This window comes from Nocardia camponoti, from assembly GCF_014646135.1.
GTDB lineage: Bacteria > Actinomycetota > Actinomycetes > Mycobacteriales > Mycobacteriaceae > Nocardia > Nocardia camponoti.
Map to the genome: position 1 here is coordinate 1,386,619 of NZ_BMMW01000002.1, position 18,060 is coordinate 1,404,678.

An 18,060-nucleotide genomic window follows, 5' to 3' on the forward strand; every position below is an offset into this window, starting at 1 on the left:
GCTTTTAGCGTGGTTTCACCAGCGGGAACGGGAGTGTCTCGCGGATGCTTCGCCCGGTGATCAACATGACAACCCGGTCGACGCCCATGCCGAGCCCGCCAGTTGGCGGCATCGCGTGCTCAAGCGCTTGCAGGAAGTCTTCGTCGAGTTCCATCGCCTCTGGGTCGCCGCCTGCGGCGAGCATCGACTGTTCGGTAAGGCGACGTCGCTGTTCGACCGGATCGGTGAGTTCGCTGTAGGCGGTGCCTAATTCGACGCCCCATGCGACGAGGTCCCAGCGCTCGGTGACTCCTTCGATGCTGCGGTGCGAGCGAGTGAGTGGCGAAACCGAGGTGGGGAAGTCGAGATAGAAAGTGGGCGTTGTTGTTTGGGCTTCCACGAGGTGTTCGTAAAGCTCAAGCACGATTTGCCCAGCGTCCCACGTGGGTTGGTAGGTCACGTCGTGCTTGTCGCACAGTTCACGCAGGCGCGGTACGTCGGTCTGCGGATTCACCTGTGCCCCAACGGCTTCCGATACCGCGTCGTGCACGGTGCGCATCGGCCATTCGCCGGAGATGTCGACGCGCTCGTAGCCGCCTTCGCCGTCGGGGCGAAGCACAACTTCAGCGCCGTTCGCCGCGCGGGCCGCGTCCTGAATCAGCTGACGGCACAGGTGCATCATCCGCAGGTAATCACTGTGCGCCTCATAGGCTTCCAGGATCGTGAACTCGGGATTGTGGCTGAAATCGACGCCTTCGTTGCGGAACGTGCGACCGATTTCGAACACCTTCTCCATCCCGCCAACGCACAGTCGCTTGAGGTACAGCTCGGGTGCGATGCGCAGGTAAAGGTCGAGGTCGTAAGCATTGATGTGGGTGCGGAAGGGGGTCGCGTTCGCCCCGCCATGCACCTGCTGCAAGATCGGCGTCTCGACCTCGGCGAAACCCCAGCTGTAGAGCGAATCGCGCAGCGAATGCAGCACCTGGCTGCGTTTGGTAATCAGCTCGCGCGTTGTCGGATCGATGACCATGTCGACGTAGCGCTGTCGCACCTTCGCCTCGGCGTCGGCGAGGCCGCGCCACTTGTCCGGCAGCGGGTGCAGGCACTTGCCGTTCATCCGCCAATCGGCGACCATCAGCGACAGTTCGCCCTTGCGTGATTCGCCGATTCGCCCGCTGACCTCGATCAGGTCGCCAAGGTCGAAGAATTCGGTGAACTCGGCGCTGCGGTCGGTGCCGACGCGGTCGCGGTCGATGAGCAGCTGAATCTCGCCGCTCCAATCGCGAACCACCGCGAAGATCACGCCGCCGTAGTCGCGGATACGCAGGATGCGACCGGCGACACGCACGGTTGTGCCGCGCGGGCAGCGTCGCGCTTCGGCGACGGTGTGGGTCGGGGGATAGGCGACCGGGTAGGCGTCGACACCGGATTCAGTGAGGCGCGCGAGTTTGTCCATGCGCACGCGCACCTGGTCGGGGCGACGTGGGCCGACATCCTGCGTCGATTCCGGTGCGTCGGGCGCGCTGCCGTCATCGTGCAGACCGACCACCGACGCGGGCACCGCCGACGTTGTTCCGGTGTGCACGGCCGCGTTCGGTGCTTTGCCGATGCGCGGCAGGAACCCTTCGGCCAACCCACTCGCCGTCGCGACGCGTGGCAGGTGGCGACTGTCGTCGAAGAGGAAGAAGCGCGGCACCCAGTCGGGGTGATATTTGACGTTCGACCGGTACAGCGCTTCCAGCTGCCACCACCGCGAGAAAAACAGCAGCACGCCACGCCACGCGCGCAGAATCGGACCAGCGCCGATTCGGCCACCCTCGTCGAATGCCGAACGAAAGACCGCGAAGTTCAACGAGATTCGCGTGATGCCGTAGGTGTCGGCGGTGAGCGCGAGCTGCGAGATCATCAGCTCCATCACGCCGTTCGGGCCCGTTGGGTCGCGGCGCATGAGCTCGAGCGAAACGCCGCTGCGGCCCCACGGGACGAACGACAGCATGCCCGCCACGTTGTCGTCACTGTCGACGGCCTCGACGAGCAGGCATTCGCCGTCGAGTGGGTCGCCGAGTCGGCCGAGTGCCATCGAGAAGCCGCGCTCGGTTTCCGTATCACGCCAACGGTCGGCGCGGGCAATGATGGCGGCGTGCTCGGTCGCATCGGCGCTCGCCCAGCGACGCATTCGCACGGTGAAGCCGTTTTTGCGCAACCGGTTCGCTGCTTGGCGAACCTGTTTCATCTCGGGTCCGGCGAGGGAGAACGTGCGGGTATCGAGGATGGCTTCGTCGCCCAGTCGCAGGGCCGACATGCCAGCGCGGCGGTACGCGGTCGCGCCCGCTTCGCTCGCGCCCATCACCGCGGGTGCCCAGCCGAACTTGTCGGCTTGACGCAGCCACGCGTCGATCGCCGCAGGCCACGCCTCCTTTTCGCCGATCGGGTCGCCGCTCGCGAGGCAAACGCCAAGCTCAACGCGATAGGTGATCGCGGCTTTGCCGTTGGGCGCGAAGATGACCGCCTTGTCGCGGCGCGTCGCGAAATAGCCGAGCGAGTCTTCGACGTCGGAGGTAGCGAGCAGGCCACGGATCGCGGACTCGTCGCGTCCGGTCATCGCGTTGTCGGCGCGCTGGGACCGCAGCAGCACGACGACGGCGGCGATCACGGCGGCCGCGCCGAACAGGCCGAGGACGAAGTTCACGCCGTGCGGCGGGTGCCCGTCGAAATGTTCGGTGTCGATAAGCACGGCGGCGGTGACCCGATAGACCGCCCACGCAGGTCGCTGAATGCCAGCGGGAAGCGTGCCGGGGAACGCTTCGACTAAGCCCCAGCCGAGTAAGCAGCCGAGTGTGAGTCCAAAGACCAGGACGCCCAACGACTTCCAGATAGCCCCCGGTCTCACCTGGGTGTAGAACTCGCCGCGCGCCGCGATCAAGATGCCAACAACGACAAGGTGCACAATGCCCGCGACCAGGGCGTTGATGTTGTTCGCCCTGACGAACTCAGTGAAATTCACCGCCGCGAACAGCAACATGTACCCGAGCAGCAGCCACCACGCGATGCGTTTACGCGAAGCCGTCGCGCCAGCGAGCAGCCCGACGACAAGCGCCCACACCAGGCTCGTGTCGGGCGCGTCGAAGTAGTAGTTGTCGACGTAGTGGCGCGGCACCGCGGTCACGTACCGCAGCACCGGCGAGATGCTCCACAGCAGGCAGGCCACCGCGAAAACGCCGAGCACTGTCCCCGCGATGTGCGGGACTTCGCTGAGTCGTCCGTGCCCGCGATGCGGGACGTCGGTCTTTTCCACTGTGGTCACCGGTCCAATGTGGAGCACCGGCAGGGCCGGTTGCGGCGGGGCAAGCTCGGGGGAGTAAGTATTAGCCCATGTCGGAACCAGTCGATGTACCGATCGATGATGAAATCATTCGTCTCGGACAATTCCTGAAACTGGCCAACCTGATTGATTCGGGCTCGGAAGCCAAGAACGTGATCGCTCAGGGTCTTGTGCGCGTCAACGACGAGGTCGAACTTCGTCGTGGCAGACAGCTGCAAGTGGGCGACATCGTGGTGTTGGCTGGCCACAGTGCGCGGGTGGCCAGCCCGTAAGCCTTTAGTCTTCGGCGCGAACCACGATGCCGTCGGAGTCGGAGTAGACCACTTCGCCGGGCACGAAGGTGACGCCGCCGAACTCAACAACGACGTCTTTTTCGCCGCTGCCGGTCTGGGTCGACTTGCGCGGGTTGGTGCCAAGCGCCTTGACGCCGATTTCCAGCGTGCGCAGGATGGCCGAATCGCGCACCGCGCCGTTCACGATCACGCCGGCCCAGCCGTTGTCGACGCCGCGACCAGCGATGATGTCGCCAACCAGGGCGGTGTGGACGCTCGCGCCGCCGTCGACGACGAGGACCTTGCCTTCGCCCGGCTCGCTCAGTGTCTGCTTCACGAGCAGGTTGTCCTGGAAGCAGCGGATGGTTGTGATGCGGCCAGCGAACTCGGTGCGACCACCGAACTGGATGAACTGCGTATCGCAGCTGCGGATGTCGGGACCAATCTCATCGGCGAGATCGGCGGTGGCAACTGCCTTCACTGATTCGGTCATAGCCACGATTGTGTCAGGCGCGCGGCAGTCAGGCACGGCCGTGTCGGCGCTCGTACTCGGCGCGCACGGCGTCGGCCTTCGCTTTTTGCTCAGCGTTGGCCAGCTCAGGGTCGAAACCGTGCTCAAGCAGGCGCTTGCGTCGGTAAACGTTGGTGAGTGCGACGGCGAAGTACACAAGCGGCAAATACAGCAGCGCGGCCATCGAAAGGCCCATCCACAGCGGGCCGGGGACGAGCAGGAAAAGGGCGAGTACTCCGATGGTCGGGACGAGGATGCGCAGCAGGTAGCGGCGTGTCGCGCCGGGGCCGGTGAGGTCGCGCAGCACCCAGTCATGCTGCTCGGGCGGCAATGTGCGGCCGCAGATGTAGCCGATTCGCTCGGGCAGGGACGGGGTGGTGCGCGCGCTCATTTGTCTATGGTCTCAGGCCGTTGTGGGTTCACGCACCGTCGAGGTGGGCTTTTGCTATCTGGCTAACCACGTTGTCGGTGGTGTGCTGCACGGTGATCTTCACGAACGGCTCGATGGTCTTGCCCAACACCTTGCCCGCGATGCCGCCGCCGACGCGGTAGTCGATGATGGCGTCGATGGTGCAGAGGTTGGGGCCCTTCTCAATGAACTTCCAGGTGGAGATGATCTCGAAGCCCTTGCGCGACTTAATCGCGATGACCTTGTCTTTCTCCCACTCAACCACTTCAACGGTAGAGGTGAGCGTGACCGGCCCAAGCTTGATCACCCCATCAAACTTGGCCCCAACCCCTTCAGTTTGGCTGGTCACCGGGGTGAACGACTCGATCCCATGCATGTACTTCGGCAGGTTGCGGTAGTCGTTGATATAGGCGAACGCCGTCGCGGCGGAAGCGACGCAGTCTTCAACGATCCTCACTTCGGTCATATCGGCCACTGTAAACGCCAGAAGCTGGTTCGAACATGATCATTTCCAAAAGGAGAGAGAGTTTGCGACGCGACTTACGACCTTGCAGGCGACCCAGGAAACCCGCAGTTCGCGTCGTCGGCGGATGAGGACGACTTCTGGGCAGTCGGGACTGAGTTGGCTGAGCGGCTAAGACGTGAGCTGGGCGCGGACTGGACAGTCGAGTGGGTCGGCTCAGGCGGTTAGGGCCAAAGTTGCGGCTAAGCCGAAGGCTATTGCGATTACTACCGCGTCTAAGACCGCGTTGCGTAGGGATACAGGGGCCGGGGTGCGGTGGGTTGTTGCTTTCGGGACCCAGGTTCGGCGCCAGTGCCAGCCCAATGCCAAAAGGGCTACCAGGACAATAACTTTCGCTATCAGGATGCGGCCGTAGCCGGTTTCCCATAGGGGGGCGAAGCCCTGTAAGCGCACTGCCGCGTCGATCACGCCCGTCAACGCCACTGTGCCCAGGAGGGGCAGGGCGGCGTCGGAGAATTTCGGCAACGTCGCTGCCCACGCGCCCTTTCCTCGCAAGGTCAGCGCCATCGCCAGCAGTAGGCCGAGCCATGCCGCCGCGGCCAGGGTGTGGATGGCGGCTAGGACCGAGCCGAAGTGTTGTTGGGACATGTGGCCGGTCACCGGGCGCAGGACTAGAGCAACCGCGCCGAAGACCAGGACGAGGTCGGGGGAGAGGGTCGGGCGGTCGCCGAGCCTTGAATTGCGCCCAACCTGCACGGTTTCACGGCGAAACGCCAACGTCGCGTATCCCGCGATCGCCGCCGTGCAAAACGCGATCGCGATGCCGATCTGACCGCCGCTCAACTTCGTCATGAACGTCGCGAAATCGCGCACGCCCAACTTCCACGCCCGCACCCCAACGATCTCGGCCGCATCCGCGACCAACTGCGCGAATTCCGCGACGAACCACACCCCGGCAAGCACCGCGATCAACCGCCAACGCACCTCAATGCGCGGATTGAGGCGGGGGGGTGCGGCGAGGCCGAGGACCGTCGCACCCGCCGCGTCGGCGATAAACCGCGCGTACGCGGCGACCGGGAACTCCCCGCTGCCCGTCAAGAATTCGGCGAGCAGCACCCCGATCAACCCCGCAACGCAGACCGGCGGCACCACACGCGACCACGTCGGGCCGCCGGTCATCGGTTACTTCTTCCGTGTCCGGCCGCCGAGCAACGCGACAGCGAGCCCAGCACCAAACAGCGCGACACCACCGACGATGAACACCCAAACGGGCAACCCATCATCGGCAGCTTCCTTCGAATCTCCTTGCGCCTGACCAGGTTTCGGCCCAGGCGTACCCGTCCCAGCCTTGCTCAGGGTGAAGTGGCGCGTACCGCTCACCGGATGCCCGTCGGCCGAGGTGACCCGAAACGCGATCGTGTACTCACCAACCGGCCCAAGCTCGCCAACCTCAACGCTCACCGTGCGCCCATCAACGACGGCTTTGCCCTTCGACCACAGTCGCGCGTCGGGGCCAACAACGGTCAGCGTCGGAAACGTTGGCTGCAATTCCTCGTTAAAGGTGAGCGAAACCCGCGCTGGCCCGGTCTCGATCGTCGCCCCATCTTCGGGCGTGCTGGAAATAACACCCGAATGCGCGGACGCGATCCCAGCCCCAAAAAGCACGCTGACCAGCATCGCAAGCAGTGCGACAGCGACCCGGCGCATCATGACTGCCGCTTACGGATCACGACGCCAAGGCCGAGCGCGGTCGCGAACAGTCCGAGCGCGAGTCCCGCACCGCCGAGCCAGCGGGCGACCTTGTCGGACGAGTCATTCTCAGCGGCGGGTGCGGCTTGATCGTGGTTGTCGGTCGAGCCACCTGCCGTCAGGGTGAGCGCCGGCGCGGGGTGTTCGGGTTCCGCACCGCCCGAAGAGGACTGATCCCACGCGACAACCTTGCCGTCGCTGTAGGTCTGCTGCGCGGGAAAGGTCACCGAATCCTGTTTCGGCAGTGGACCAATCGACAGCACGAAGCGTTGGAACTGGCCAGGTCCAACGCCGGTGTTGCCCGGCGCGGCCGTCCAGGTGACCGAGGTAGCTTCACCCTTGGCGTTCTTCTCGACATTGGAAGTCCAGCCGGGCATCGGCTCCGTACGGACCTTGAGGTTCGGAATGGTCAGCTTGAGCGCGGTCGTTGACGCGGTGTCGGACTCGGTCGGCACCTTGAACGTGGCGACGGTGTATTTGCCCTGCGCGGCACCGGGGGCGTCGACGGTCACGTGGGCGCTGGCGATACCAGCACCGATGGCCGTGAGGCCGAAGGCGACCACGGTCGCGCCCGCACCGCGCATGATTCGATTGTGCATTGAGTTGTCTTCTCCTACAGAGGTTTTCGAGGTGGCGATGATCAGGCCATCGCGGGCGGCCCACGCGGAGCTCGCGACCTCAGGAAAAGCTGGGTAGGAACAAGACTTTCGCGCTCGACCCACCGGGGCGCATGGGCGGCGAAAACAGGTGGCGGACCGACAACGGCACGCACGACGCTCGAAGCGAGCAGGTAAAGCCGCTCGGCGCTGAAAAGCAGTGCGGCACAGGCGAATGCGGCGAGCACGTGCGCCGCGAACATCGTCGCGGTTGGCAGGTGCGTCGGGTGGTGGTCGCCGACAGACAACGCGACATGCCCGGCGAATTGTCCGCCGAGAAGTGCGCCGAAAATTCGGACATTCGCATGGCATTTTCGTGCACGTTCGAAGCCGAACCCCCGATTTCGCGCCTTGTCACCGCGAACCTGCACGAATATGCCACCATCGGCCCCCGCCGACACGCCGACGGCGACGCAAACGAGCAGCAACAGCGCGACTTGCGCCGACCCAACAGCCCCGCCAACCCAGCCATGCGCGGCAACCGCCAACGCCCCGGTGAGCGCACCACTCCCAACGCCCCGAAGACGTGCGGCCTGCCTCATCGCGCGGACCAGGTGCCCGGCTCTTGACGGGCGTTAACCCCTGCCGACGACGTTGCCCGCACGTCGAAAATCACCCCGCTGACCTGCGAAAACAAGGCGTGACGCCCAAAAACGCGCACACCGCAGCCCGAACCGCGCAAGCGGGCGAACTGCGGTGCGGACCTCATTACAACGAACTAGTGCACGCCAAGACGCTCAAGGGTCTGCCCCTCGAGCATGGTGAGCTCATTCGCGATCGACGCGTGCACAGCCTTGCGACGCGCGATCGGCATCTGGTCGGCGGTGCGCACCGCGACGGTGAGGTCGGCAAGACGCGAACGTGCCCCTTCGACGAACTTCTTGGTCGCTTCGTCACGCGGGTTGTCGGTCGCGATCTTGTCGAGCGCGGATTCAGTACCCGAGATCCGTGCCTGCAACCGAGCACCGGGCCCGCTGAACTCGCCAAGCTGACCAACGTCGATGCCGAGCTGTTGCGCCTTGCGCGCGTCGAGCTGACCGCGCACAAACGTCGCGCCCCGGTACGCCAACGGCGCGAGCACCGGGATCAGCACGCGGGCAACCCCGATGTACTTGCGAATCTGGGCCGCCGAGAACAACTCTCGATCGGCCTTCTCAACCAGCTTCTGCGCGGCCTTCTCTTCGGCGGCCAATGTCGCGATCTGCTGCTTGGCGACCTTCTCCGCAGTGCGCTGCTGCGCCTTAACCGCCTTGCGCGAAGTGCGCTCACCGGCCTTTGCGGCTTTGCGATCGTTCTTAGCGCCGAGCTTGGCCTCCATCTTGGCCTTGTGCTTGAGCGCCTTGGCTTCGGCGCGTCGGCTTGGCCTGCGCTTCCGCTTGCTGAACAACCCCATGGGATACGCCCTCCGTCATGCTCGTGCGCCGCGTACTTGTGGTGCTTAGCGTAGTGGGATCAGGGTAGCGATTGGGCATCTTGTCAGGGGCAGGGACCATACTGGCAGCGTGTGTGCAGCCCAGAACAGCCCCGCGAACGTCGAGAGCGAGCCGATCGAGGAGTCCGGCGCGGCTTTTCCGCGCGTCGAGTCCCGGCGCGCCTTTCTCGACGCGCGGTCGCTCATCGGCTGTCGGCATCGGCTGCGGTTAGACGCGGCCAACCCGGGCGTGCTTGCTGAGGTGCGTGAGGACGCTGGGGTGTTGCAGCGGCGCGAAGCTGCTGCCGCGCATAGGTTGCGGGTCCGCGACGAGATGATCGCCGCGAATCCCGACCAGTGGGTCGTCATCAAACCTGATCAGTCGGCACGCGAACGCGCACAAGACACCATCGACGCGATGAACGCTGGCGTCCAACGCATTTGGGGCGGTCTGCTTCCGCAGGAGCCCGACACCGGCCGCCGCGGCGGTGCAGAAATCTTCCTGCGCGACAACGACCGTGGCGGCTACATCCCCGTCGTCGTTGTCAACCACAAGATCACCGACCCACGTCGCCCCGACCCCGCCGACTTCCACCCGCTCACCACCGACCTGTTCACCTGGAAACCCACCCGCGACCGCGCGGTGAAACTGCGCCCGCAACCCCGCGACCAGCAGCGTCTCGCCCACCTCTACCGCATGTTGCAGCGTCACGGCCTTGCCAGCCCGGCGCTGGTCGGCGGCGCGATCGGCCTAGCCTTCGACCGCATCCTCATCCACGACCTCACCAACGTCCTCGCCGACTACGACGAGCGCTACGCCGACCGCATCGCGGTGGTGCGTGGCGAATCGCCAACGCAACCGTCGAAGGTGCCCGAGTGTCGTCAGTGCCCGTGGTTCCTTCGTGCTGCCGAAGGTGGCCTGAGCTGCAACGATCAGCTGGTTGAGATGCGCGACGTGAGCCTGGTCGCGCCGGGTTCGCGCGCGGAAGTTCTGCGGCAACATGGCGTGTACACCGTCGACGAACTCGCCGCGTGGACCGGTGACGACCCCGACGACTGGCAGCACGGACCGTTCGCGGAAACCGTTGTGACAGCACGTGCTTGGCTCGACGGCGCGCCGCTTGTTCGCCGTTTCGACAAGGTGCAGGTGCGCCGCGCCGACGTCGAGGTTGATGTCGACCTGGAGAGCTACCAGGAAGACGGCGCGTACCTGTGGGGCACGTTGCTCGACGACGTCTACCGCCCGTTCCTCACCTGGGACCCACTGCCGACCGAAGACGAGGGTCGCTCGTTCGGCGAGTTCTGGACGTGGCTCATGGACGTCCGCGCTCAAGCCCATCAGGATGGCAAAACCTTTGCGGCGTACTGCTATTCGCGTACCGCCGAAGACAAGTGGCTGTATGAATCGGCAGCGCGTTTCGCCGGGCGACCGGGCGTCCCGACACGCGAAGAGGTGCGCGCGTTCGTCGATTCAATCGAATGGGTCGACATGTTCCAAGCTGTCACCGAGCAGTTTATCTGCCCAAATGGCAAGGGGCTCAAGAAGATCGCGCCCGTCGCTGGGTTCGCGTGGCGCGACGCGGAAGCCAGCGGCGAAGCGTCAATGGGCTGGTACCGCAAGGCGGTTGGTTACGACGCCGCGATCGACGAATCCCAGCGCACCCGGCTGCTCGAATACAACGAAGACGACGTCCGCGCCACCCAGGTCCTGCGCGACTGGATGACTAATCGCGCTGCGGGAGAGGTTCCGTCGCTGGCCGACTTCGGGCGGTAATACGATGCCAGGCGTGACTGAACAGCTCGAGTTCCAGGCCGAGACGCACCAGCTCTTAGAGCTGATGATCCATTCGGTCTATTCCAACAAAGACACGTTCCTGCGCGAGTTGATCTCGAACGCCTCCGACGCGCTCGACAAGCTCAAGCTGGCCGCCTACCAGGACAAAGACCTCACCGCCGACACGTCTGATCTGCACATCGAGATCGACGTCGACCCGGAAGCGCGCACGCTTACCGTGCGCGACAACGGCATTGGCATGTCGCGCGCGGAAGTGGTCGACCTGATCGGCACGCTCGCCAAGTCGGGCACCGCTGAGCTGCGCCGCAAGCTCACCGAGGCCAAGTCCGAAGCTGCCGCCGAGGAACTCATCGGCCAGTTCGGCATCGGTTTCTACTCAACCTTCATGGTCGCCGACAAGGTCGAACTGCTCACCCGCAAGGCGGGCGAAACCGAAGGTACGCGCTGGGAAGCGGCCGCGGGCAGTTCCACCTACACGATCGAAACCGTCGCCGACGCCCCGCAGGGCACAACGGTGACCCTGCACCTCAAGCCCGCCGACCCCGACGATCACCTTTTCGACTACACGCTCGAATGGAAACTGCGCGAAATCGTGCGCAAATACTCCGACTTCATCGCGTGGCCGATTCGCATGAACGTCGAACGCACCGTCACCGAGGGTGAAGGCGAAGACAAGGTCGAAAAGACCATCGTCGAAGAGCAGGTGCTCAACTCGCAGAAGGCGCTCTGGACGCGCCCGCGCGGCGAGGTCAGCGACGAGGAATACACCGAGTTCTACCACCACGTTTCGCACGCGTGGGACACCCCGCTTGAGATCATCCCGATGAAGGCCGAAGGCACTTTCGAGTACCAGGCGCTGCTTTTCATCCCGTCGACGGCACCGTTCGACCTGTTCACCCGCGAGCACAAGCGTGGCGTGCAGTTGTATGTGCGTCGCGTTTTCATCATGGACAACTGCGAAGAACTCATGCCCGAGTACTTGCGGTTCGTGAAGGGTGTCGTTGACGCGCAAGATCTTTCGCTGAACGTGTCGCGTGAGATTTTGCAGCAGGACCGCCAGATTCAGATGATCCGCAAACGCCTTGTCCGCAAGGTGCTTTCGACGATCAAGGACATCCAAGGCGCGGAAGACCAGACGAAGTACGAGACGTTCTGGTCGCAGTTCGGGCGCGTGCTCAAGGAGGGTTTGCTCTCCGACGCCGACAACCGCGAAACCATCTTGGCTGTCTCGTCTTTCGCGTCGACGGCATCGGATTCCGAGCTCACGACGCTGGCTGGTTACGTCGAGCGGATGCCCGAAGGCCAGGACGCGATCTACTACATGACCGGCGAAAGTCGTGCGCAGGTGGAGAATTCGCCGCATCTGGAAGCGTTCAAGGCGAAGGGTCGCGAGGTGCTGATCCTCACCGATCCCGTCGATGAGATGTGGGTCAGCAGCGTCACCGACTTTGAAGGTAAGCCGTTTAAGTCGATCGCCAAGGGTGAGGTCGACCTGGAGACCGAGGACGAGAAGAAGGAAACCGAAGCCCTGCGTGAGCAGCAGGACAAGGACTTTGGTGACCTGCTGAAGTGGCTCGGCACCACCCTCGACGACGTCGCGAAGGAAGTGCGGCTCACCAACCGCCTCACGACTTCGCCCGCGTGCCTGGTCGGCGATGTTTTCGACTTCACGCCGATGCTGGAACGCATGTACCGCGCGTCGGGCCAGGCGTTGCCGGAGCAGAAGCGGATTCTGGAACTGAACCCGACGCACCCGCTGGTCACCGGTTTGCGCGATTCGTACGACGCGCGCAAGTCCGACGCGGACGCGGGCAAGGTGCCTGAGCTGGCGGAGGCTGCTGAATTGCTTTATGGCACAGCGGTTCTGGCTGAGGGCGGCGAGCTGAAGGACCCGGCCCGCTTCGCTCAGTTGCTGACTGAGCGGCTGACCCGCACGGTTTAACGCGCAAGGTTGGCGCGGGATCTCTCGCGCCAACCTTGTTTCGCGTTCGCATCACTGCGCGCGATACCGGTGTCAGTCTGCGGGCGCGGTCGCACTATTGATCACATGGCCGCGCATGAGATCCGCCGAGCGGAACCAGCCGACTACGACGACGTGATCGTTGTTGTCGACAACTGGTGGGGGCGCGCGATGGTCGACAAACTCCCGCGCATGTTCCTCGACCACTTCCACCGAACGAGCTTGATCGCAACCGACGAGGCCGGAATCTCGGGCTTCCTCATCGGCTTCGGCTCCCCGTCCGACGACCTGACCGCCCACATCCACTTCGTAGCGGTGCGCCCAGACGCCCGCAAATTCGGCCTGGGCCGCACCCTTTACGACGAGTTTTTCGCACTATCCCGCGACGATGGCCGCAAAATAGCAACCGCAATCACGTCGCCATCGAACTACACGTCAATAGATTTCCACCGAAGCCTTGGCTTCACGGTGGCAGGCCCGGTCCGCAACTACAACGGCCCGGGCCGCTCCCAAATAACCTTCGAACGCCCGATTTAGTTAGTCAGTTTCTTTGGGATGAGCGGTCATACACCGCTCAAGCAGCACTCGCCCCGCCGTCCGACTTCCTTTAGGCGCTGGTTCGACGAAATACCAAAGTCGCCCGCCATCGGTGATTTTGTACTGGTATCGCTCATAGGTGACTCCCGCATAGGAGCCGTATCGAAGCTCGCCCTTGAGCGGATATAGCCGCGCCGAGATTTCCTGTGGATTCGTCGTCAGCCGGTCCCAGGCGTCGACGGTCGCGTTCCGTGCGACCGCAAGACAGTCGATCCACCCCTTCTGTGCCTCGCTCGTAATGAACACGATTTCGTATTCGGTCCGCTTCAGCGGTCGCGGCACGTCCGACTTCTTCGTCACCTCTGCGCCTCCGGTGCTGGGACCGGCTCAGGCGTTTCCAGGTAATGCAGATCCGAACCATCCACGCTGATCTGCGGGTCGGCGTAGGCGCGGGCCGTCTCCTTCCATGCTTCGAGCATGGTCCCCAGTCGATCCACGCGCCCAACGGCAAGTCCGCCTCGTGCCAAGCTGAGGAACTCCCCGACGAACTCGACCCGAGACGCATCGGGCAGCAGCTCGATCCACGGGAAGACCAGTGCGAGGCGGCCGACCATTCGGTCTAGCATCTCGTCGTCGAGCGTTACCGCGAGCAGTTGCATGATCGATGACAGGGTGTCGTTATTTGCTGCGGACGTATCGGCACTGGACAGCCGCACAGCAGGGGCTGAGCGGCGAACGAGGATGACATCCCCGTTCGCTTCCATCTCCTCGACGATCCGATTCGGGTCGCGTAGGAAATCAGACCACTTTGCTGTCACGCTCATGCCCCAACCGTATCAGAACTACTTCTGAACTGGGCGGGATTCTGGACCCAATGACTAACGCGGGGCCATGCGGAGGGCGCCGTCCATGCGGATCGTTTCGCCGTTGAGGTAGTCGTGGGACGCGATGTATTCGACAAGCTGGGCGTACTCGTCGGGGCGGCCGAGGCGCGACGGGAACGGGACGCCCGCTTCCAAGCCCGCGCGGTATTCGGGGGTCACGCCTGCCAGCATCGGGGTGTCGATGATGCCGGGGGCGATGGTGTTCACGCGGATGCCGAACTGGGCGAGGTCGCGGGCGGCCGGGATGGTCATGCCGTGCACGCCACCCTTGGACGCCGAGTAAGCGATCTGGCCGATCTGGCCCTCGAACGCGGCAACCGAAGCCGTGTTGATAACAACGCCACGCTGGCCGTACTCATCGACCGGCTCGGTCTTGGAGATGGCGTCGGCGGCAAGGCGCATCACATTGAACGTGCCGATCAGGTTCACCGTGACGACCGTGCGGAACAGTTCAAGGTCGTGCGGACCGTTCTTGGAAAGGATACGTCCGGCCCAACCAACACCAGCACAGTTCACGACGATGCGCAGCGGCGCGGGGCCCTCGGTGATCTGGGCGATCGCGTCGGCGACCTGCTCGCCGCTGGTCACGTCGGCCGGAATCAGGGTGACGCCTTCGGGCACATCGTCGCCCGCGCGTTCGATCGATGCGGGAACGTCGAGGCCGAAAACGGTCGCGCCCGCGTCGGCGAGACGCTTCGCGGTCGCGGCGCCGAGCCCAGACGCGCCTCCGGTGACGATGGCGGCGGTACCTTTGATCTCCACTGCGGTGCCCTTCGATTGTTTGGCGGTGTGTCAATAAGCACGATAGCGGCGTGATGTGGCCCGCACCACCACCGATCGTTCACGCGCCGAACAACGCCGTTTTTCGGTGGTACCGTGCGGGAATGCGATGGATGGCCGGTCGAACGGTGGCCGGACACAAGGTGTTGATCACCGGTGCAGCAAGGGGATTGGGCGCCGCGCTCGCCCGCCAGCTCTCCGCCGCTGGCGCGCATGTCGCGTTGCTTGGACTTGAACCCGAACTGCTCGCCGAAGTCGCTGCCGAATGCGACAACGCACCGTGGCGATACTGCGATGTCGCCGACCCCGCGCAGGTCAAACGCGTAATCGACGCGCTCGCTGGCGAGTTGGGCGGCATCGACTCGCTCGTCGTCAACGCGGGAATCGCCAAACAGATGCCGATGGTCGGCGGTGACGCGAGCGTGCTTGAGGAAACCCTCGCGGTGAACGTGCTCGGCCTCGCCTACTGCGTGCAGTCGGCTGGGCCATACGTCGCTAGACCGGGCGGCTATGTGCTTGTCATGTCATCGGTTTCGGTCGCCGTCCAACTCCCGCTCGCCGGCGCGTACAGCGCGTCAGCGGCGGCGGTCGAGTCGCTTGGCTGCACCTTGCGCGCCGAACTACGCCACACCGGCGCGAAAGTGGGTATTACTTACTTCGCCGAGATCGACACCGACCTCACCGGTCGCGGTTTCGGCACCGCGGCAGCACACACCGTGCTCGGCAAAACCAGCTTGACCGGCGTCACCCCGGTCGGTCCAGCTGTCGACGCGATGGAACGCGCCATCCGACGAAGGCGGCGCTCGGTCGTCGCGCCGTGGTGGGTGTGGTTCGCGTTGCCCGTTCGACCGCTTTCCCAGTGGGTGCTGCGGTGTGTGCTCGGCAATCGCGTCGAGCGCGCTATCACCATCGCGCGCACCGAAGATCCCCCTTTCACGACCGCCCAACCTGCGCGTGCGCGCAGAATGGAACGGCAAACCTGACCGCGAAGGAGTCAGCGAGCATGAGCGATTCGGCGTCTAAGCTGCGGCAACTGCCCCGCGGCCGTCACCGGCTCTCGCGCGAACAGGTCGCCGAATCCCAACGGGAGCGCATCCTGATCGCGATGGGCGAGGCGATGACGGACGGCGGTTACGTCGGGACGCCGGTCGCCGCGATCCTCAAACTTGCCGGTGTTTCGCGTGAAACTTTCTACGAACTGTTTCGTTCGAAGGAAGACTGCTTCACCGCCGCGTTCGACCGCGTTTCGGCGCTGCTAGCCGCACGGTTACAGCTCACGATTGCCGAAATCGCCGACGCGGACGGCGTCACCCGCATGGACCGCATTCTCGGTGACTACTTCGACCACATGATCGACGACCCGGCCTCGGCGCGGCTGTTCCTCGTCGAGGTTTATGCCGTCGGACCTGCGGCGATCGAGGCGCGCATGGCGTTGCAGAAGCGCTTCGTCGACGTTGTCACCGCGATGTTGGGTGCCGAAACCGACGAGCAGCGGTTCGCGTGTGCGACGCTGGCCGCCGCGATCGGCGCGATGACGACGGGCCGAATCGCGGCCGACGACTTCGACGGCTTGCGCGCGTTGAAAGCGCCGCTGATCGAGCTCGCGCGCAGGTCGGGAGCGGTTTACGGGACCGCGTTCGCCTAGCTCGCGACCAGTTCCGGTGTCTTTCGCTTGGCCTGCCAAAGCCCAAGACCAACTCCGACAACAGCGGGTGCGATGAGCGCGACCGCGGCCGAACCCCACCCGCCCAAGCTGGGCGCGAACGCGTCGAGCAGGGTTTTCGCCGCGAAGAACAGGAAAAGCAGCCCCGACGCGAACGCGATCCCACGCTCCGGCAGGTGCTTGCCAGCAACCTTGCCAATCGCGATCGCGAGTCCACCGGCGGCGACCATGCCAGCGACCGCGCCGATCCAGACGGCCAACCAGCTGTGATGCGAAGCCAGCGCGGCGGCGGCGAACATCGTGCGGTCGCCCAGCTCAGCGAGGGTGAACGCCGAGATCACGACGAGCAAGGCGCTGCGCGCGGCGGTCGGCGGCGGTGCTTCTTGCTCTTCGGTGTCGATGGTGAAAACGTCGCGCAAGGTCCACGCGCCGACAACGAGCAACGTGAGTGCCGTGACGACGGCAATCGCGTCTGCGGGCAGCGCCGAACCGAGGAAATGGCCGACACCTGCGGCGATGAGGTTCACCAGCACGCTGGCGATGGTGATGCCAGCGAGCACAACCCACCAGCGATAGCGCAGCGAGAAAGTAAGGGCCATGAGCTGGGATTTGTCACCTAGCTCGGCAAGGAAGAGAACGCCGAAACTCAGCGCGATCGTGGCAATCATGTTGGCTCCAAGGACTCACTTCGGCCCGCGGCTGATCGCACTTCGAAGAGAAAAGCGCCCTCAGCCGACAGCACACCGAAAAACGGATGTTGTTGGCCGAAGGTCTCGCCCACCGGCATTTGTTAATGCCGGTTCACGCGCCGGACCGCGCGCTTGGTAGCGCGTAGTCAGTATGTCGACGGCGTGATTGGGGGCTACTCCCCTTCGCTGACGTCCACTCTAGCTGGTTGCTACTCGGATGCCAACCTTGCGTAATCGAAATCGCAATGCGCACACAAAGTTTGGTGATGCGCCCGTGATAGTTCGGTTTCCCTTATTTGACCGTGCCGGGAAACCTTTTGCTCAAAGTTCGCTATTACGCGGCGAGCAACATCGCCAATACGGCGGTGTCTGGATCGCTGATGAGGTCCATGCCGACGCGACTGACGAGCGAAGTGACCGTGCCGTCGAGTTCGGCTTCGGCCCATGCGGCCCGATGCTCCAAACCCAAATGCGGCACGCCGGGAAGCAGCACGCAGCCCGACGCCGCGCCCGCACATTCGGGCAGCGATGGTCGCGTTTCGGAAGGCGGATGCAGCATGAGCAGCGCGGGCGGAACGCGATCAGCGAAGCGGCCGGGCGCGAGCGCTTGCTCGCCCAAGACCGGACCCTCGGCGATGACCATGCCGACCGTGCCGGGTTCGGGGTCGTCGGGCAGTTCTTCGCGCACCCCGAACACCGTCGAGGTGACGAGCAGACCGGGCAGCGAAGCGACCCGCACCGCGAGCACCAAAACTTGCGCCCACTCCTTGGTGGTGTCAGGCCAGCGCCCAGAAACGACGAACCCGCACAGTTGACCGCGCGCCTGGAACGGGGTGATCCCGATCGGTGAAGTGCTCATGGTTGCCGCCTATCCTCAACCTGTAGTTAAGGAATAGCCCGAAACCGCATTAGCACACAAGTACCAGAGAGTGCTGGTCCGCCTCTCCGAGACTTAGGCCAGACCCAGGCGCGGGGAGACC

At 64.3% G+C, this 18,060-nt stretch carries 19 protein-coding genes and 2 pseudogenes; 7 read left to right on the forward strand and 14 right to left on the reverse strand.

Annotated elements, in window-relative coordinates:
- Positions 1 to 4: 4 nt before the first annotated feature.
- On the reverse strand, positions 5 to 3,292 hold the full coding sequence (lysX, locus tag IEX78_RS14365) for a bifunctional lysylphosphatidylglycerol synthetase/lysine--tRNA ligase LysX (RefSeq protein WP_229684010.1): 3,288 nt from the start codon (positions 3,290 to 3,292) through the stop codon (positions 5 to 7).
- Between the two features lie 59 nt (positions 3,293 to 3,351).
- Here lysX and IEX78_RS14370 point away from each other — a divergent pair, with 59 nt between their 5' ends.
- A complete protein-coding gene (locus IEX78_RS14370) occupies positions 3,352 to 3,573 on the forward strand; it encodes an RNA-binding S4 domain-containing protein (protein ID WP_188829370.1) in 222 nt (73 codons plus the stop codon).
- A gap of 4 nt (positions 3,574 to 3,577) precedes the next feature.
- Here IEX78_RS14370 and rraA read toward each other — a convergent pair whose 3' ends face one another.
- Genes rraA through IEX78_RS14385 form a run of 3 tightly spaced genes read right to left on the reverse strand, consistent with a single transcriptional unit; the run spans position 3,578 to position 4,959 of the window.
- The gene (rraA, locus tag IEX78_RS14375) at positions 3,578 to 4,066 is read right to left on the reverse strand and encodes a ribonuclease E activity regulator RraA (protein ID WP_188829371.1); all 489 of its coding nucleotides are present in this window, start codon (positions 4,064 to 4,066) and stop codon (positions 3,578 to 3,580) included.
- 28 nt (positions 4,067 to 4,094) lie between these two features.
- Positions 4,095 to 4,475 (reverse strand): DUF5313 family protein, encoded by a 381-nt coding sequence (locus IEX78_RS14380; protein WP_188829372.1) that lies wholly within the window; start codon positions 4,473 to 4,475, stop codon positions 4,095 to 4,097.
- A gap of 28 nt (positions 4,476 to 4,503) precedes the next feature.
- On the reverse strand, positions 4,504 to 4,959 hold the full coding sequence (locus tag IEX78_RS14385; protein ID WP_188829373.1) for an SRPBCC family protein: 456 nt from the start codon (positions 4,957 to 4,959) through the stop codon (positions 4,504 to 4,506).
- A 78-nt stretch (positions 4,960 to 5,037) separates the two neighbouring features.
- Between IEX78_RS14385 and IEX78_RS24900 the strand changes: the two are divergent.
- Positions 5,038 to 5,184 (forward strand): annotated as a pseudogene (locus IEX78_RS24900) (immunity protein CdiI family protein); the annotation flags it as partial.
- Here IEX78_RS24900 and IEX78_RS14390 read toward each other — a convergent pair.
- The 5 genes from IEX78_RS14390 to IEX78_RS14410 form a co-directional block, all read right to left on the reverse strand.
- Entirely contained in the window at positions 5,173 to 6,135 is a 963-nt protein-coding gene (locus IEX78_RS14390; protein ID WP_188829374.1) for a CopD family protein, read from the reverse strand. The pseudogene IEX78_RS24900 and the gene IEX78_RS14390 overlap by 12 nt on opposite strands.
- Positions 6,136 to 6,138: 3 nt before the next feature.
- Complete coding sequence (locus IEX78_RS14395) at positions 6,139 to 6,663, reverse strand: copper resistance CopC family protein (RefSeq protein WP_188829605.1); 525 nt, start codon at positions 6,661 to 6,663, stop codon at positions 6,139 to 6,141.
- The gene (locus IEX78_RS14400; RefSeq protein ID WP_188829375.1) at positions 6,663 to 7,304 is read right to left on the reverse strand and encodes a YcnI family copper-binding membrane protein; all 642 of its coding nucleotides are present in this window, start codon (positions 7,302 to 7,304) and stop codon (positions 6,663 to 6,665) included. The genes IEX78_RS14395 and IEX78_RS14400 overlap by 1 nt, the downstream gene beginning before the upstream one ends.
- A 41-nt stretch (positions 7,305 to 7,345) precedes the next feature.
- On the reverse strand, positions 7,346 to 7,903 hold the full coding sequence (locus IEX78_RS14405) for a hypothetical protein (RefSeq protein ID WP_188829376.1): 558 nt from the start codon (positions 7,901 to 7,903) through the stop codon (positions 7,346 to 7,348).
- 176 nt (positions 7,904 to 8,079) lie between these two features.
- On the reverse strand, positions 8,080 to 8,754 hold the full coding sequence (locus tag IEX78_RS14410) for a DUF6474 family protein (protein WP_188829377.1): 675 nt from the start codon (positions 8,752 to 8,754) through the stop codon (positions 8,080 to 8,082).
- A 154-nt stretch (positions 8,755 to 8,908) separates the two neighbouring features.
- Between IEX78_RS14410 and IEX78_RS14415 the strand changes: the two genes are divergently transcribed.
- The 3 genes from IEX78_RS14415 (at position 8,909) to IEX78_RS14425 (ending at position 13,064) form a co-directional block, all read left to right on the forward strand.
- On the forward strand, positions 8,909 to 10,546 hold the full coding sequence (locus IEX78_RS14415; protein WP_188829606.1) for a TM0106 family RecB-like putative nuclease: 1,638 nt from the start codon (positions 8,909 to 8,911) through the stop codon (positions 10,544 to 10,546).
- A gap of 4 nt (positions 10,547 to 10,550) precedes the next feature.
- The gene (gene htpG, locus IEX78_RS14420; RefSeq protein WP_188829378.1) at positions 10,551 to 12,509 is read left to right on the forward strand and encodes a molecular chaperone HtpG; all 1,959 of its coding nucleotides are present in this window, start codon (positions 10,551 to 10,553) and stop codon (positions 12,507 to 12,509) included.
- A 105-nt stretch (positions 12,510 to 12,614) separates the two neighbouring features.
- Entirely contained in the window at positions 12,615 to 13,064 is a 450-nt protein-coding gene (locus IEX78_RS14425; RefSeq protein ID WP_188829379.1) for a GNAT family N-acetyltransferase, read from the forward strand.
- Here the strand turns inward: IEX78_RS14425 and IEX78_RS14430 are convergent, their stop codons facing one another.
- Genes IEX78_RS14430 through IEX78_RS14440 form a run of 3 tightly spaced genes read right to left on the reverse strand, consistent with a single transcriptional unit; the run spans position 13,065 to position 14,710 of the window.
- Positions 13,065 to 13,424: a hypothetical protein gene (locus IEX78_RS14430; protein ID WP_188829380.1), complete on the reverse strand. Its 360-nt coding sequence runs from the start codon at positions 13,422 to 13,424 to the stop codon at positions 13,065 to 13,067.
- On the reverse strand, positions 13,421 to 13,888 hold the full coding sequence (locus tag IEX78_RS14435; RefSeq protein ID WP_188829381.1) for a hypothetical protein: 468 nt from the start codon (positions 13,886 to 13,888) through the stop codon (positions 13,421 to 13,423). Before IEX78_RS14435 ends, IEX78_RS14430 begins: the two co-directional genes overlap by 4 nt.
- Before the next feature lie 54 nt (positions 13,889 to 13,942).
- A complete protein-coding gene (locus tag IEX78_RS14440) occupies positions 13,943 to 14,710 on the reverse strand; it encodes an SDR family NAD(P)-dependent oxidoreductase (protein ID WP_188829382.1) in 768 nt (255 codons plus the stop codon).
- A 131-nt stretch (positions 14,711 to 14,841) separates the two neighbouring features.
- Here IEX78_RS14440 and IEX78_RS24760 point away from each other — a divergent pair.
- Both IEX78_RS24760 and IEX78_RS14450 read left to right on the forward strand, forming a co-directional pair.
- Positions 14,842 to 15,402: pseudogene (locus IEX78_RS24760) on the forward strand (SDR family NAD(P)-dependent oxidoreductase); the annotation flags it as partial.
- Positions 15,403 to 15,731: 329 nt separating this feature from the next.
- A complete protein-coding gene (locus IEX78_RS14450) occupies positions 15,732 to 16,373 on the forward strand; it encodes a TetR/AcrR family transcriptional regulator (RefSeq protein WP_188829384.1) in 642 nt (213 codons plus the stop codon).
- Here the strand turns inward: IEX78_RS14450 and IEX78_RS14455 are convergent.
- The gene (locus tag IEX78_RS14455) at positions 16,370 to 17,059 is read right to left on the reverse strand and encodes a TMEM165/GDT1 family protein (RefSeq protein ID WP_188829385.1); all 690 of its coding nucleotides are present in this window, start codon (positions 17,057 to 17,059) and stop codon (positions 16,370 to 16,372) included. The genes IEX78_RS14450 and IEX78_RS14455 overlap by 4 nt on opposite strands.
- Positions 17,060 to 17,414: 355 nt before the next feature.
- On the reverse strand, positions 17,415 to 17,939 hold the full coding sequence (locus IEX78_RS14460) for a peptidase (RefSeq protein WP_188829386.1): 525 nt from the start codon (positions 17,937 to 17,939) through the stop codon (positions 17,415 to 17,417).
- Positions 17,940 to 18,060 lie beyond the last annotated feature (121 nt).